At 39.6% G+C, this 15,782-nt stretch carries 12 protein-coding genes and 1 pseudogene; 3 read left to right on the forward strand and 10 right to left on the reverse strand.

The window, feature by feature from the left end; all coding sequences use genetic code 11:
• The 9 genes and pseudogenes from I6F48_RS20430 to fabR all read right to left on the reverse strand — a co-directional run.
• Positions 1 to 245 (reverse strand): annotated as a pseudogene (locus I6F48_RS20430) (hypothetical protein); the annotation flags it as partial.
• A gap of 65 nt (positions 246 to 310) precedes the next feature.
• Positions 311 to 4,993: an OmpA family protein gene (locus I6F48_RS20435; RefSeq protein ID WP_197120194.1), complete on the reverse strand. Its 4,683-nt coding sequence runs from the start codon at positions 4,991 to 4,993 to the stop codon at positions 311 to 313.
• A complete protein-coding gene (locus tag I6F48_RS20440) occupies positions 4,978 to 6,135 on the reverse strand; it encodes a hypothetical protein (RefSeq protein ID WP_197120195.1) in 1,158 nt (385 codons plus the stop codon). The genes I6F48_RS20435 and I6F48_RS20440 overlap by 16 nt, the downstream gene beginning before the upstream one ends.
• Complete coding sequence (locus tag I6F48_RS20445; protein ID WP_197120196.1) at positions 6,126 to 6,434, reverse strand: hypothetical protein; 309 nt, start codon at positions 6,432 to 6,434, stop codon at positions 6,126 to 6,128. Before I6F48_RS20445 ends, I6F48_RS20440 begins: the two co-directional genes overlap by 10 nt.
• Positions 6,431 to 7,522: a hypothetical protein gene (locus tag I6F48_RS20450; RefSeq protein ID WP_197120197.1), complete on the reverse strand. Its 1,092-nt coding sequence runs from the start codon at positions 7,520 to 7,522 to the stop codon at positions 6,431 to 6,433. Before I6F48_RS20450 ends, I6F48_RS20445 begins: the two co-directional genes overlap by 4 nt.
• Positions 7,523 to 7,592: 70 nt before the next feature.
• A complete protein-coding gene (locus I6F48_RS20455) occupies positions 7,593 to 7,979 on the reverse strand; it encodes a hypothetical protein (RefSeq protein ID WP_007582226.1) in 387 nt (128 codons plus the stop codon).
• Between the two features lies 1 nt (position 7,980).
• Complete coding sequence (locus I6F48_RS20460; RefSeq protein WP_197120198.1) at positions 7,981 to 8,637, reverse strand: PGRP and LysM peptidoglycan-binding domain-containing protein; 657 nt, start codon at positions 8,635 to 8,637, stop codon at positions 7,981 to 7,983.
• A 9-nt stretch (positions 8,638 to 8,646) separates the two neighbouring features.
• A complete protein-coding gene (locus tag I6F48_RS20465; RefSeq protein ID WP_231609618.1) occupies positions 8,647 to 9,834 on the reverse strand; it encodes a hypothetical protein in 1,188 nt (395 codons plus the stop codon).
• Positions 9,835 to 9,963: 129 nt separating this feature from the next.
• Complete coding sequence (gene fabR / locus I6F48_RS20470) at positions 9,964 to 10,587, reverse strand: HTH-type transcriptional repressor FabR (RefSeq protein WP_007582233.1); 624 nt, start codon at positions 10,585 to 10,587, stop codon at positions 9,964 to 9,966.
• Between the two features lie 126 nt (positions 10,588 to 10,713).
• On the opposite strand from fabR, the gene I6F48_RS20475 reads away from it, so the two are divergent.
• Positions 10,714 to 11,847 (forward strand): acyl-CoA desaturase, encoded by a 1,134-nt coding sequence (locus I6F48_RS20475; RefSeq protein ID WP_024589509.1) that lies wholly within the window; start codon positions 10,714 to 10,716, stop codon positions 11,845 to 11,847.
• 13 nt (positions 11,848 to 11,860) lie between these two features.
• Complete coding sequence (sthA, locus tag I6F48_RS20480) at positions 11,861 to 13,291, forward strand: Si-specific NAD(P)(+) transhydrogenase (RefSeq protein ID WP_033040546.1); 1,431 nt, start codon at positions 11,861 to 11,863, stop codon at positions 13,289 to 13,291.
• Positions 13,292 to 13,559: 268 nt separating this feature from the next.
• On the opposite strand, the gene hemE is transcribed toward sthA, so the two are convergent.
• Positions 13,560 to 14,624 carry a uroporphyrinogen decarboxylase gene (gene hemE, locus I6F48_RS20485; protein WP_002961084.1) on the reverse strand — a complete coding sequence of 355 codons (1,065 nt, stop codon included), beginning with the start codon at positions 14,622 to 14,624 and terminating at the stop codon, positions 13,560 to 13,562.
• A 530-nt stretch (positions 14,625 to 15,154) separates the two neighbouring features.
• Between hemE and I6F48_RS20490 the strand changes: the two genes are divergently transcribed.
• Entirely contained in the window at positions 15,155 to 15,625 is a 471-nt protein-coding gene (locus I6F48_RS20490; RefSeq protein WP_007582240.1) for an Rsd/AlgQ family anti-sigma factor, read from the forward strand.
• Positions 15,626 to 15,782: the final 157 nt, after the last annotated feature.

Raw genomic sequence — 15,782 nt, forward strand, 5'->3', positions numbered from 1 at the left:
CTGTATTTATATTTATTCCAAAACATTAACCGCGGGGTTGAAAATGTATCTGCATCGCCGTACACCTCTTCGCGTATTTCGAGTGGCCACTCTGGATGATTTTTGTGCTCTTTAGCCCATGGGTATTTAGCAACATCAACCTCTACTTGTGGTGAACTTTGCGATGAGGGCTCTGAGCAACCAGTTAAAAACACAATTAAACTAAAAATCAATGTAAAAACACACAGCCTCTTTGGCAAAAACATTTAAATATCCTTTTTAAAAACTCAATAAAAAAGCCCAAGTTAATGGGCTTTTTTATATGTTGTGGCTAATCACTTATTTTACGTACATTTATTGCCTCTATACGCGCTTCGTCTAAGCTTTTTGCATGTGTTTCAAACCACTCTTTAACTTCATCAACAGTCATGTCATTCGAACTATAAAAGTCTTTTTGATAATCACTCAAGTGGGGCTCGAGTTTGTTATAGCGTTTACTCTTCATTGCTTTAGACCATGGCGCGTTACTGGTTACCGATTTCGGTAACTCCACCTCTAGGCCAAAGCCGTGACTGTATGTATCGTCTAATAACAAACCATCAACAGTACTAAAGTCGGCAACCCTTATACCTGAATTACCAGCCGTTCTAAATTTTTTAAAACATAGTTTAGGTGATTCATCAACAGAGCCATTAGCGTTTATATCCACGTTACCAAAAGGGCGAATACCTTTTATTTTATTGCCTTTAGGGGTTGTATAGTCAAGTTTAAAACGCGCTACATATAAATGTTTTTTCTCAGTTTGGCCTTGCTTGTCTAACTCAGCTTTTTTGTTATGCCAATTAAATAGCGAGAGTACCTCTGAAGAATCGTCTTTTAAAAATGAAATAAAATCGCGAAGTTGAAATTGCTCTTTAACTTTACGTCGTCTTGTCAGCTTATAGTGGTTATCACGTATTTTGCCTCTGTTAAAACCACCTGTTAAAGAACGCTCAATTTCACCAACATTAATTAAATTACTGGGATAAGTAGGCCCTTGCAACTCACTGTCTTTGAGCCAACCCGACGAAATACCCGCCATACTCAAAGAGCAAGGAATAGTATTCGGGTTTAGGTTAATCAGATCTTTGCTGTAATTATCTTCAAGTAACTTATCAGCGGTTACCACGACAAACACTTCTATTTCAGTATCCCAATCATATTTTTCAATTTTAAGGCCATTACCATGGCGAGTGATTGTAAGGTCGTTTTCTATTTCACTTAAACGAAGCTCTTTTTGATAAAGAGTTGTATTAATAGTTTTTTTGTAAGGTCCCTCTAAATACTCATTGTTTAAATTCGCTAATGAGATAAACGGCGCGCCTTCGCCCCCAATTCTAATTGCCATAGTAACGGTTTTCTCACCATCAAATAACTCAGGGTAGGCAAAGCTTGAATCATAGCTTGTTAGGTAGTCTTTAATTAACAGCGAGCTGTGTTTTTCTTTATCAACACTTACTAAAAAGTCGTCTTCAATAAAACTAAATACCCCATCAAACTCAACGGGGCCTTGTGAAGGTGTTTGTTTAAGCGGTAAATCTTCACTCTTAGTGCCAGCCACTTGGCACGTGATTCTATAGCGCATATTATTTAGACGACCAGAGTCAGCATAATCATCTGCGCTATTAATCCCGGGTAATAAAAAAGCTCCTTGGTGTGCGGTTGGCTTTATACCTAAATACGTTTTAGGCCCAAGTTGATAAAATGGCTGAAATACACACCCAACCATGCCTATATAACGCGACTCATCAAAACCGTCTTGATTTATAAACAGCTCATCTTTGGTCAACGCACGTGCAAGCTCTGAATACTTAATGCTGGTCACATCCCAGCCATCTATACGCTCCACTTCAAATGTGAGTGGTGCTATATGAGCCATCGTTTCATCAAACACCACCAGCACTCTAACCGGAGTAAATGGGGTAATTGATTCATCACCTAAATCACTCATTAAATGCCATTTTTTAGTATTCACATCTTGGTAATACATCACACTACAATGATAATTTGCTTCACCGTATTGCATCATTAACGGGTCAAAAGTATCAATAAAGTTGTCAAGCTCATTGGTGCCTAAAGTATGAATCGGAAAATACTTTTGATACTGTGTTTGTAAGTAACCTTGTAAGGAAGACACTGGCGCTTTAGACATCATATAAAACCCAAGCGCAGGGGTAATTATACCTGCCCATGCACCTACCCAAAGTGCAGTTGATCTTTTATCATCTATTACTTGAACATGGTTGTCGTATAATACTTTACGGTCACTCGCGGCGGTTAATTTAAAGTCTTGATTTACACCATAAGTTAATTGGTATTCCCGCTCAGCGGCACCAGAGCTTTTCATTTTATTTACGTTTTCAACTAAGTTAACCCAAAACGTATCCATTTTTATTACCGCGTTATCTATTAGTGGATATGCCCACTCATCGCCGAGTAAAAAGTTTTCAATATACGCCTGAATCTCTAATTTTTTTGCATTGTTAATGTAATCGTCTTTGGTGCTTGCATACACTTGTGCTCTTAGCAGTAAACCAACCAACCCCGCGATGGCTTCGGCTCGCACTCTGTATTGCGCCGCCCATAAAGTGCTATTAGCAATGGTATGGTTACTGTTCATCTCTGTTACTAAATCACGCATTAATGCTTGATTGGCGCTGCTTCTTTCGCTTTGCTGTTTTTGCCTATCATCAACTGCTAAATATTGTTTGCATATATTATCTGTCATTACTTCATCAGCTAAGGCAGCAACGCCGCGAATAACAATAGGCGCTCCGTCTACCACCACTTTAAAAAAACCAATTGAACGTGCTGCAAGCGCGGTATGAGGTATTACACTTAATACTGCAAGCGCAGTGTCAAGTGCGGCCATTAATGCTTTGTCGCCCTCTTTTGAGCGTGCGATTTTTTTCTCAACACTTAAGCTACGGTAACGTTCTAAATTATTCAGCCCCTCACGAGAGGCACTTACAGCAAGGCTACTTACAATATAAGCCTTAAGGTTTACCCGCCGGTTGATTTTGCGCTGGGCTTCTGAGTCGTTATCAACCAAGTTCTCAAGCATGCCGTACCCATATACCCGCATGCGAGATTCAACTTGGTTAGAATCCATACCGCGGCTAATCATCTGCTCAGCTAAAATAGCTTTAACAGCCTCAGCGCGCCTTAAAGACAGTTTTTTATTATATTCAACGCCGCCTATATCACAGGTATACCCTGAAATATCAACCATTGCATTAGGGTTTGCGAGCAGCCCTTCAACAATAATTTGGCTACGCGATATTATTTCATTTTGGTACTGCTCACTCACAACATCACTATCAAGTTCAAACTGGCTTTGAATAACTACATCGTGGCTTACTTCGCGCTCGCTTAAACGGGCAAAATAATCATCAGCTACTCTTTTATAATGATTAACACTGGTGTTTAAGGTGTTTTCCGCTTCACCAAAATACGATATGGTCGCCTCACTAAACGCGCTAATACTTACAGCTAAATTAACGGTATTAATAGACTTATCTAATACGTTGAGTACGCTTGCAGGCACTCCTAACGCACTACCTAAGGTATTATTGAATTGCCGTTCCTGATTATCAGTTAAACTATTGTTGGCTAAACTAAAAGGCAAGAATCTTTCCCTTAATGCATCGCTTGTTGTCACGCCATTGGGGTTAGTTAGTGCCTCCCTCACTTTACCCCAGGCATCAACACCGCTATCAAGTGCAAAGGTAGCATCAAGCATTGCTGATACTGCAGGGTCTTGGTTAGATTGAAAGTGGGTATGCAGCGTTTTAGCAATTAACTTGGCAAATTTCCCTCGGTTATCATGGTGTACGCCATCGGCATCTACATATTGCTGCATGTCGGCAACTAAAAAGCCCGCAGCAAGGCTGGCGCGGGTTTTAGTTAATTCCCAGTTTGTACAGTAATCCAAAAAGCCACTGGCTATTGCCGTGGGTTTGCTATTCGGCATTTTGGCATCGGGTGCGCCATATTCAGGCAAGCCTTTTTTTGGCTCATTAGGGTCAAAAGCAGCAGGAGCAGAGGCCGTGTTTTTTGCAAAATTAATTAAGTGGGTGTAATAACTCGGAAACTGCTTAATCAGCGACTCTTCAACTGAAATTGGGTCGCAGTTAATAATATCAAACTCGCCCGCTTCATTTTGAATATCAAAATGCAACATTTCACTGAGTTCGTAATAAGGAGTGCCATGTTCATCATAGCTAAGAGCGTTATGGCTCCAACGGTGACCTTGTTGACCTAAAGCGTCATCATTCAATTTAATTCGTATTTTGTATAAGCCTGCACTCAGCTTTTTATCATTATTATTTATAACCGCACTATAAACTTTACTTTCTTCTCTCTTGGCTTTTGCTATATCAAAAAAACCTTCAATGGCCCTTTCAGTACCTTTTATTATTTCAACATTACCAACGCCGGCTGCCAACGGAATAGAGCGATTTACACTGAGCAACAGCGCCCGTGTTTTGGGCATAACATAACCATAAATATGGTTTACCTTGCTCTTAATAATGTGTTCGTTATACCAGTCGCTGTAGGTTTTATCTTTACTATTAGTGTCGGGACGTTGCAAATCTTCAACTGCAATTTTTTTGTAGTTCAGGATATTAGTCTTGCCCTTATAGCTTCCTAGTTCAGTTTTAAATGCCTCAAACCACTTATCACCTTGGCTTGCCGCTAACAAGCTTATCGCATCAACCGGCGGCACAATAATAGGTCGGTTTTTATGGGCATGAAACGGTGTCCGTGTTGTTAACTGCTTACCATCAACTGCTTCTAACACCGCACCTTCATCACTGCTTAACAGTATTGGTGCAGCTCCATCGCTATCAGCCACCACCACACGGTTAAACAACGGGGTGAGCTTGCTGATTGGCTCGCCTCTATTAACATAACCTGTGAGTAAATACGCTTTAGGAAAACTAGATTGCCCTGTATTCAATTGCTCTGCCATTGTTCATCCTTGATATTAAACACGCCATAAATAAATATTCCGGTCATGCCCCAAATATTACTTTCTTTAATCGGTATCTCTTTTGTTTGCCTGGTCACTAAATCTAACTCAATAAAGTAATAATTATTAAACGCCCAACCATTCCCAAGAAGCTCAGTAGACTTTCTTTTAGATTTTGTTAACACTTTATTTTTTTTATCTGAGAAAAAGTAAGTATCTGCTTTTCTTGGTAATATAATGCGTTTGCTGGGGTCTGATAAATTAATCCAATAATTTTGCGCGGCCCCAAGTCCTTCTGATACAAAATAAATATAATCACCGAAGGGGGATACTTCTAAATACTTCATAGTAAAATGGTTGTTATAGCCTAAATCAACCTTTTCTATCACGTCGCCATTAAAGTCATGTAACCAGTATTTATTTTTTTTATCAGCTAAAAAGGTTTTACCATCTGGTAATAAAAACAAGCCATTAGAGTAAATAATTGACCGCTCAGTAAGTGTTTTAGTGGGTACATGGTAGTTATAATGTTTACCACTGGCGTAAAAAATCACATTTTCACTGTCTTTAGTCCAGTTAAAATGGGCATAGCCATAGCCTTTACTCATAAAAATAAACTGTTGGGTTTTGGTATCCCAAAGCTCACGGGTAAAACCGTGCTCTGTTGTATCCATGGATAAGGCAATGTAGCGGTTATCCGGCGAGCGCTCAGGTTTATGTAGCCCAACCATCCATTTATCATTAAATGCAGTTTCGGGAATAATACGGCGCCTATCAGAGAGGTCCATACGTGCAGAAAATAATGTAGTTTGCCCCGTCCACTCTATGTCGGCTTTAAATAAAATACGCGGGGTTGAAAACGTTTCTTTATCGCCATACACCTCATTGCGCACCTCTTTAGGCCACTCAGGGTGATAACTATGACGATACGCCAATTTGTCTTTACTAAATCGGCTTGGTTGCTCTTCAACAACTTGTTTTGTAGGTGGATTAGGCTCCTCACCACAGCCAGTTAATAGCAATGTAGTAATACTTAGCAATATCATTGCGCTGCTACGCACGCTTTTACTAAACGCTTTTATATTTTTTATGTTGTGTAAAAGCGGTTTAAATCGGGTTTTATTTCGTGGGATTAATGACATTGGCAGTCCTTGATTGTACGGTATAAATTGGTCCTAGAGGCAGCATTGCTAAGCTTGAGTGGGGTAGTTTTATGGGCATGAAACGGTGTGCGTGTTGTCAACAGCTTACCATCAACAGCCTCAAGTACCGCACCTTTATCACTGCTTAATAGTATTGGTGCAGCTCCATCGCTATCAGCCACCACCACACGGTTAAACAACGGGGTGAGCTTGCTGATTGGCTCGCCTCTATTAACATAACCCGTGAGTAAATACGCTTTAGGGAAGCTACATTGCCCAGTATAAAATTGCTCTGTCATTGTTCATCCTTGATATTAAACACGCCATAAATATATATAGTTCCCATACCCCATATATTACTTTCTTTAAGTCGCATTTCTCGTGTTTGCTGAGTATTTAAATCAAACTCAACCAATAATTCATCTTGATAATATTGACCATTACCCATAAGTTCCCTTGATTCTATTAACCAAAATGTTATTGCTTTATTTTTTTTATCCGAGAAAATATACGAGCTTATACTTCGTGATGTAATACGTTTACTGGGGTCTGATAAATTAATAAAGTAATGTGTACTCCCTGATTTAAAATAAATATAATCGCCGAAAGGGGATACTTCTAAACCCTGCATAGTAGAATGGTTATTAATACCTAAATTGACCTTCTCCAACACGCCGCCATTAAAATCATGCAACCAATACTCATTTTTTTTATATGCTAAAAAAGTTTTACCATCTGGTAATAAATATAAGCCATTGGAGTTAATAATTGGCCGCTCTCTGAGCTTTTTAGTGGGTACATGGTAATTATAATGCTTACCATTGCTGTAAAAAAGCACGTTTTCACTGTCGTTAGTCCAATTAAAATGGATAGCGCCATGGCCTTCGCTCATTAAAATAAACTGTTGGGTTTTGGTATCCCAGAGCTGACGTGTGTGGCCAACCTCAGGGACATACATCAACATTGCGATATATCGATTATCAGGAGAGCGCTCAAGTTTATGGCCGTCGATCATTTTCTTACCCGAAAATGCACTTTCTGGAATGATCCGGCGCCTATCAGAGCCATCCATACGTGCAGAAAATAATGTAGTTTGCCCTATCCACTCTATCTCAGCACTAAATAAAATACGCGGGGTTGAAAATGTTTCTTTATCGCCATACACCTCATTACGCACCTCTTTTGGCCACTCCGGATGGTATGTATGGCGATACGCTATTTTATCTTTACTAAAGTTAGATTCACCGCCACACGCAGTTAAAAACAATGTAGTAATACTTAGTAATATCATAGCGCTGCTTCGCGCGCTTTTACTAAACGCCTTTATATTCGTTATGCTGTGTAAAAGCGGTTTAAATCGGGCTGTGTTTTCTGAGATTAATGACATGGGTAATCCTAGTATGTGCGGTGTGAATTCATTAATAGCTTTATCTTATAAACCTATATTATTTATAAATTCACTCATCATCTATATTAATGCTTGGCATTAATTCTGCTTGAGGTGTTTGACCACTCAACTGTGTATAAGGCACTCGTTCGAAGATATAAAAAGGCTCAGCCCCGTCATCTGGATCTTGTATTAAATTAAAAGTACCTTCTGTAGGGATTTTTCTAAATGTTAGACGAACCCAGTCGGTATTTACAATACGTCGATCACCAACAAGGCACTCTTGACGCCAACAGCTTTCTACATGTTCCAAAATAATTTTTTCATTAAGCGGGTTTATAGGCTTGCTCGACGATTTGCTTAAATTTAACTGGTATTCAAAGGTGATTTTTGGCTCTGTAATATACTTTTTATTTATATTATTTATCTGCATGGGCGAACACTGTGAAATACTCATTTTAGCTCCCAAATACTTGCTGTAATTTTGCTTTGGTTTTAGCCCCTGCAATTCCATCTACTTCAAGATCATGCTCGTATTGAAAATCCCTCACTCCCGCTTTGGTTTTTGAGCCGTTAATTCCATCAACTGTACCGCAGTCAAAGCCTAATAAATTACAGCGAGCTTGCACACCTGAAAGTGTATCGATGGGATCTAAATGACCCACTTGTGCAGTAAAACTTTCGCTAGGTGAACTTTGATCTTCCTTGAGGTATAAATCAACCTGCCCAGTGAGTGAATCGTTATCGTTTAACTCAACTTCTATTAAACCATCGCTAGGTAATACAGTGTCTATTGTTTGACTGCCAATAGTAATTACGATGCGCTTACCCGTAATATCGTCGCCATCTTCATGAATAATTTGCAGGCGAAAATACTCTTTTTCGTTTTGTACAACAAAGCTATTAATGCTGTTGGTGCGCAGTGGTATAAACTTTTCTTTTTTTGGCGGAATAGTAATTTTATCGCCCGGGTAAATTAAGTTTGGGTCTGGGCGTAAGGCTTTAAACTCTGCGTTGCTTGGGTGGTTGTAAAGCGCTTTAGATGTTTGGTAGCCGTATTGCTTAGCTATGCGCAATAGCGTTTCACCTTGGGCTACGGTGTGTTGTTGGGTCATTGTGTATCCTTAAACTTTGCCTACAGACCAATCTTCGCTGTCGAGTTCAAAAAAGCTGACTTTAGCGTTTTCAAAGTCGGGGCCTGATACGTTGGCATAACCGTTTTGATCAAGCTGCCCGGTAATAATGTGGCCGTTGCGTAGCCGTATTTTGTAGCCCATGTTGGCTTGTGGTTCGCCAGCTTCGTCGAGTAGTTCTATTTCGTAGGCTAAAGTGGGTTGTTCAACAGTAAATGTGGTGGTGTCGGTTGCGCCACTGGCCGTTACCGTAACATTATAAAGACCCGGTTTTACCTCAGCGTAGTGCTGCCAAAACGAGACTTCGTCTGGGCGTTTTTTTTCTAGTTGTAGTGTTATTTGACCACTTGTTGGCCCTTGCCACTGAATAACTACACTGCGACTGTTACTGCATGAGCCTTCTATATTAAGTTTCCAACCACTGGGTACTGTTAAGCTTGTGCCTGCTTTAGCAGGTTTTCGCTCGCTATAGCCTAAGTTGTAATCGTAAATTAAATTGGCATTTTTATAGCCGGTATATTGCTGTGCTAATTGATCTACGGTTTCGGCGGCGCTAAGTACGTGGGTTGTAAAATTTTGCCTAACAGTGTGAGACGCTTTTAGTAGCATTGTGCTGTTTAGCTCTGGCTTATAAATGCGTACAGCGGGCGCATGTTGTTGTATAGGTTGCACCGCTTTTTTAGGTTTTTGATTATAACTTTGCTGATTTATAAATTGCGGACTATTTTGCGCAGCTGATTGGCTGTTTATAAATGCAGAAGTGCTTGGCGTCATTACTGTGTTATTTATAAAAGTATTGTTTTGCAACGCTGTTTGCGATGATGTAACTGAACCATTATTAACCGCGCCCGAGTACTTTGTTGGTGCTTGAGTTTGTTTTGGGTAAACAGCTAGGCGTGTACTAGCTTGCTTAAACAGAGAATATGGTACCTTTTTCCACTCTTTGTCTTTAGCCCAATATTGGCACCGAGTGTCGTCGCGTAATCGCGCAGCTTGGTGTTTATCTAGCGCACCAAACAGGTTGTCTTGCAGTTGCCTTTGCAACACTTTAGGAAGTTTGCAAAGCTGAGCACGACTTAAATAAGAGAATGTAACCACAGGCTCTGAATTTTCAGGCTCATTATGTGGTTGTTCAAATAGTGGGGGGTAATTTAAGTTCACCGGATCCTTGGTGAGCATTTGCATCCTCGCTTTCTCTTAATAAGAGACTTATTTATTATTTAGTTACGGCTAAAAGGTATGCCGTTATTATAGTGCGTTAATATAAAGAAATAGGCACAAAAAATCTACAATGAATTTTTAAATTTGCTAACTTTGTTCAGTGTTTTCTCTTACGTAATGTCCGGCTCCACGAGTAATATAACGCAGCTGCCAAATAACGCGCTCAATCAATTCGTCGCGTTGCAATCCTTCTATATCGAGCGCCTCTGCACCCGCATTAAATACGAGCGTTACCATAGATTCCGCCTGAATATAGGCATGCATAGCATTACATTTAGTTTCGCTTTCTAAATAATGAGCCAGCTCTAAAATAAAATGTTTTACCTCGCGGGCTACAGCGGCTCTAAATGCTTTAGAAGTCCCTGAGCGTTCTCGCAGCAACAACCTAAATTGGTTACTTGAGTTATCAATAAACTCCATAAAAGTAACCACTGAGGTATTTATAACACTGCCGCCATCGTTTGCTATTCGTCTACGTGCTTGACGCATAAGTTGGCGAAGGGTTAAACCTGCTTCGTCTACCATGGTTAAACCTAGCTCATCCATGTCTTTAAAATGACGATAAAAAGAAGTCGGGGCAATACCGGCTTCTCGTGCTACTTCGCGTAAACTTAAATTCGAAAAACTATGATCAGCACTCAGCTGATTAAATGCCGCTTGAATTAACGCCTGTCGTGTTTTTTGTTTCTGTTGCGCTCTAACACCCGACATCAACAGCTCCCTGAATTATTTTATATGAATATTTAGTGATATTAGCTCAATTGTACAGTCTAATACTTGACGACGAGAGTTTGAAATACTATTTTAGCTTACAGTTGTACGCTGAGATTGAGAATTATGAATAAACCACCGATTATTTGGACAAACGTCCTATTTTTTAGCCTAACCTTTTTGGCGGCTGCCACACTTGTACCTTGGTACGCCATTAGCTACGGATTTACCAGCGCGCATTGGATTGCTTTTGTTGGCTGCATGTTTTATGCAGGCTTATCAATTACTGCTGGCTACCATCGATTATGGGCACATAAAACCTATAACGCACACCCTGCTGTTGAATTTATTTTTGCGCTTGGCGGTGCTTTTGCACTACAAAACAGTGCTTTGCATTGGAGTAGCGATCACCGTATACATCACGGTCAAGTTGACGACCCAATAAAAGACCCTTACGCGGCTACCAATGGTTTTTGGTATAGCCATATCGGCTGGATGTTACGTGACTACCAAGGCGATAGCTACAACGACTATAGTAATTGTCGTGATTTACAACGAAATAAAGTCGTTATGTGGCAACATAAGCACTACTTAAAACTAGCTATTGCTATGAACGTAGGTTTGCCTCTTGCACTTGGTTTATTAGTTGGTGATGTGTGGGGTATGTTAATTCTTGCAGGTTTACTACGCTTAGTACTAAGCCAACACTTTACCTTTTTTATAAATTCGGTTGCACATATTTGGGGCTCTCGCCCATACACCGAAAAAAATACGGCACGCGATAACGGCTTTTTAGCGTTATTTACATACGGTGAGGGGTATCACAACTTCCACCATATTTTTGCAAGCGACTACCGTAACGGTATTAAATGGTTTCATTACGATCCAACAAAATGGATGATCCGCTCTTTAGCCGCTGTTGGTTTAGCCAATAAACTAAAGCGTACACCTGTTGAACGTATCGAAAAAGCAAAGGCCGAAACGCTAATGAGCAAAACGCAAACGCGTCTTGCAAAATTGCCTTTAGCACAAGATAAGATTACATTATTACAACAAGAGTACGATTTACTGCTGAAAAAACTGCAAAATTATTGTTCACTACAAAAACAAGTGTTAGAAGTTAAAAAAAATAACATGGCAAAGCAGTGTGAACGCTCAGCATTAATGGCACAATACCATGAGTTGGAAGCCGCCTGGGAAAATCAAAAACAGGCATGGCTAGCACTTAATGCGAGGTTATTAAAAGCCTCTTTTAATTAATTTAGGAGTGGCTGTGGCCAAACAACCAGAACAAAAAAAAGTACCCGTGACATACCAATATGATGCAATAATTATTGGCACGGGTCCTGGCGGTGAAGGTACCGCCATGAACCTTTCAAAAAACGACAAAAAAGTAGCGGTTATTGAACGCCAAGAATCAGTTGGTGGCGGTTGTGTACATTGGGGAACAATTCCTTCAAAAGCGCTTCGCCACTCTGTTAGCCGCTATATTGAATACAAAGCAAATCCGTTATTTAATGTTGGTGAGCGCCCTAGCCGCTTAACATTTCCTGATATTTTACGTCACGCAAGTTCTGTTATTTCTAAGCAATCTAATTTACGTAGTAGCTTTTACGATCGTAACCGCATTCATATGTTTCAAGGTGATGCGAGCTTTGTAGATAAGCACACAATTGAAGTAAAAAGAAATGATGGTTCAACTGAGCGACTGACTGCTAAAACGATTGTTATAGCAACCGGCTCACGCCCTTATCGCCCACCAGAGGTAGATTTTACGCATTCTCGTATTTACGAAAGCGACACTATTTTAGGTCTTAAACACGACCCTCACCGCGTACTTATATACGGCGCTGGTGTAATTGGTTGTGAGTACGCTTCTATATTTAAAGGTTTAGGCGCTAAAGTTGATTTAGTTAATACACGCGACCGACTACTTGCTTTTATGGATGCTGAAATATCTGACGCGCTTAGCTATCACTTTTGGAACAGCGGTATTGTTATTCGTCATAACGAAGAGTTTGACCGAATAGAGACCCGTGACGACTGCGTTATTATGCATTTAAAATCAGGCAAACGCGTAAAAGCTGACTGTATTTTATTTGCTAATGGCCGTACTGGTAACACTGATACATTAAACCTTGAAGCCATTGGTTTAAAAGCCGATAGCCGTGGCCAATTAAAAGTTAACGAAACATATCAAACAGAAATTGATAACGTTTACGCTGTAGGTGATGTAATTGGCTATCCAAGCCTTGCAAGTGCTGCGTTTGACCAAGGTCGTATAGCTGCTGATGCAATTGCGTGTGGTAACTGTGATGACAGACTGATAGTTGATATTCCGGCCGGTATTTATACCATTCCAGAAATGAGCTCAGTAGGTAAAACAGAGCAAGAGCTTACAGCCGCTAAAGTACCATATGAAGTTGGCCGTGCTCAGTTTAAGCATTTGGCACGTGCGCAAATTGCTGGTACTGAAGTAGGTAGTTTAAAAATATTATTCCACACCGAAACCAAAGAAGTACTTGGCGTACATTGTTTTGGCGAACGTGCCTCTGAAATTGTTCACATTGGCCAAGCTATTATGGAACAAAAAAATGGTGGCAATAATATCGACTACTTTGTAAATACCACATTTAACTACCCAACCATGGCTGAAGCCTACCGTGTTGCGGCATTAAATGGTTTAAATCGCTTATTTAAATAAACTGCTTAAATAATACCAATCCGCAATAATACTTAATCAATTTGAGGGGTTAAATCTGACGTTAACTACGTTAAAAATTTCTGATATAGAACAAAATAACGAAATTTTTGCCTTGTTATCGACACGATTTTCTTCCCTCAAAATAGATCACTTAATTAAGCGAATTGGTATAAGTAGTTTTAAAAGCCTTTATAAATAGGTAACAAAAAACCCGCAACTTAGCGGGTTTTTTACTTTTAAACAGTTTTAAAGTTTATTTAAGTAGCTATTACTTATGGTACTTAGCACTTAGCTCATGTACTGCATTAATGAATACACCAGCATTTTCAGGGTCTACATCTGGTGTAATACCGTGGCCTAAGTTAAACACGTGGCCATTGCCTGTACCGAAGTCTTCTAAAATAGTGCCTACTTCTTGGCGAATACGCTCTGGTGTACCGTGTAACATAGATGGGTCCATATTACCTTGTAGCGCTACTTTATCACCCACACGGCGCTTAGCGTCGCTAATATTAATAGTCCAATCAAGACCAATTGCATCACAACCTGTTGCTGCAATAGCTTCAATCCATTGACCACCATTTTTAGTGAACAAAGTAACCGGTACTTTACGACCATCGTATTCACGAATTAAGCCATCTACAATTTTATGCATATATTGCAGTGAAAATTCGTTGTAATCGCGCGGGCTTAATACACCACCCCATGAGTCAAATACCATTAGCGATTGCGCGCCAGCTTTAATTTGAGCATTTAAATAATCAATAACTGAGTCAGCTAACTTATCGAGTAATAAATGAAGTGTTTGCGGCTCTGCAAACGCCATTTTTTTGATTTTACCAAATACTTTGCTGCTACCGCCTTCAACCATATAAGTTGCTAGCGTCCAAGGTGAACCAGAAAAACCAATAAGCGGTACTTCACCTTTAAGTTCACGACGAATAGTGCTTACTGCGTTCATTACGTAGCCAAGCTCGTCTGTAGGGTCTAACTTTGGAATTTTTTTAACATCAGCAAGTGATGAAATAGGACGTTCAAACTTAGGGCCTTCGCCAGTTTCAAAGTAAAGACCTAAACCCATCGCATCTGGAATCGTTAAAATATCACTAAATAATATAGCGGCATCTAACGGGTAGCGACGTAGTGGCTGCAGTGTTACTTCACATGCAAGTTCAGCATTACGGCACAGGCTCATAAAATCGCCCGCTTGTGCACGTGTAGCGCGATACTCTGGTAAATAGCGTCCTGCTTGGCGCATCATCCATACCGGAGTTACATCAACAGGTTGTTTTGCAAGTGCACGTAAATAACGGTCGTTTTTTAATTCGCTCATGGCGTAAATGATCCTAAGACTTGTATAAATTGTGCAAGATTGTACCACCATATTCTCCGACCCTCTATTGCTTAGGGACGAAAACAGCTTTACCTAGAGGCAGATCAATATAATGGCGTGCTTTAATCCATTTTGACTATAAAGTAAGCAAAAAAGAATAACATTTAAAACTTTTTATTAATATGTTTGCAACATTACAAAAACCTTGTTATTGTTTGTCCCGCGTTAACAAAAAAAATAATAAAAATCTTAAAACAATAAAAATAAATGTTTTAAAATAATAACAATAAAAATCATCTCATAAAAATAAGAAAGCTTGTTATAACAAGTCACTGAAAGAAATTAGACCACCGTAACTGGTGGTTTTTTCTTGCCTAAAATAAAATCCCTCGCCTTAGATTATATAAAAAGGTACACCCCTCAAAGTAGCTCAACTTTACTTGTTGATATACTCGCAAATTAAATATATCTTGATGTACATAAACTTATTATATTCTAATTGAAAGACCAACCCAGCTAGGAGAACAGTTATGCTGACGCGTGTAGAAAAAGCTCAACAAAAATGGGGTGGTAGCCACACAGTAATTGATAAATGGCTAAACGAACGCCAAGACCTTATTGTACTTTATTGCAAAATTGCAGGTTTTACGCCGTACGAAAAACAAGATCAAGCATTGCCAGAGCCAAAACTAATTGAATCATTTTGCCAACTTTTAATGGATTACCTATCTGCGGGCCATTTTGAAGTGTATGACGATATAGCAAAAGCATGTGAAAAAAAGGGCTTACAGAGCCAAGAGCTTGCAAACTCTATTTACCCGCGTATTTCCAGTACAACCGACATAGCGTTAGATTTTAATGATAAGTACGCTGAAGTAGACAAAGAAGACTTGTTAAAGGGTTTTGATGATGACTTGTCTGTTATTGGTGAGGCATTAGAAGCACGCTTTGCACTTGAAGATGAGCTTATTGATAACTTGTTTTCTAATCACGCAAACTAATATGTTATTTACGCATATTAAAAAAGGGACCTAAGGTTAATGCCAGTCAGTTAAGCTGACTGGCATTTTTCTTTTTATGGGGATACTTAGATGGTTTTGGCTTAACCCATCTGGGATATCTTCTATCCTCTCGTCTAGCTGGAAGCTTAAATAAGAC

Origin of the sequence: Pseudoalteromonas sp. SWYJ118 (genome assembly GCF_015864505.1) — a bacterium.
GTDB lineage: Bacteria > Pseudomonadota > Gammaproteobacteria > Enterobacterales > Alteromonadaceae > Pseudoalteromonas > Pseudoalteromonas arctica.

Coding starts and splice junctions, on each gene's coding strand:
- I6F48_RS20435 (WP_197120194.1), bottom strand. CDS start 4,993: ATGGCAGAGCAATTGAATACAGGGCAATCTAGTTTTCCTAAAGCGTAT.
- I6F48_RS20440 (WP_197120195.1), bottom strand. CDS start 6,135: ATGTCATTAATCCCACGAAATAAAACCCGATTTAAACCGCTTTTACAC.
- I6F48_RS20445 (WP_197120196.1), bottom strand. CDS start 6,434: ATGACAGAGCAATTTTATACTGGGCAATGTAGCTTCCCTAAAGCGTAT.
- I6F48_RS20450 (WP_197120197.1), bottom strand. CDS start 7,522: ATGTCATTAATCTCAGAAAACACAGCCCGATTTAAACCGCTTTTACAC.
- I6F48_RS20455 (WP_007582226.1), bottom strand. CDS start 7,979: ATGAGTATTTCACAGTGTTCGCCCATGCAGATAAATAATATAAATAAA.
- I6F48_RS20460 (WP_197120198.1), bottom strand. CDS start 8,637: ATGACCCAACAACACACCGTAGCCCAAGGTGAAACGCTATTGCGCATA.
- I6F48_RS20465 (WP_231609618.1), bottom strand. CDS start 9,834: ATGCTCACCAAGGATCCGGTGAACTTAAATTACCCCCCACTATTTGAA.
- fabR (WP_007582233.1), bottom strand. CDS start 10,587: ATGTCGGGTGTTAGAGCGCAACAGAAACAAAAAACACGACAGGCGTTA.
- I6F48_RS20475 (WP_024589509.1), top strand. CDS start 10,714: ATGAATAAACCACCGATTATTTGGACAAACGTCCTATTTTTTAGCCTA.
- hemE (WP_002961084.1), bottom strand. CDS start 14,624: ATGAGCGAATTAAAAAACGACCGTTATTTACGTGCACTTGCAAAACAA.
- I6F48_RS20490 (WP_007582240.1), top strand. CDS start 15,155: ATGCTGACGCGTGTAGAAAAAGCTCAACAAAAATGGGGTGGTAGCCAC.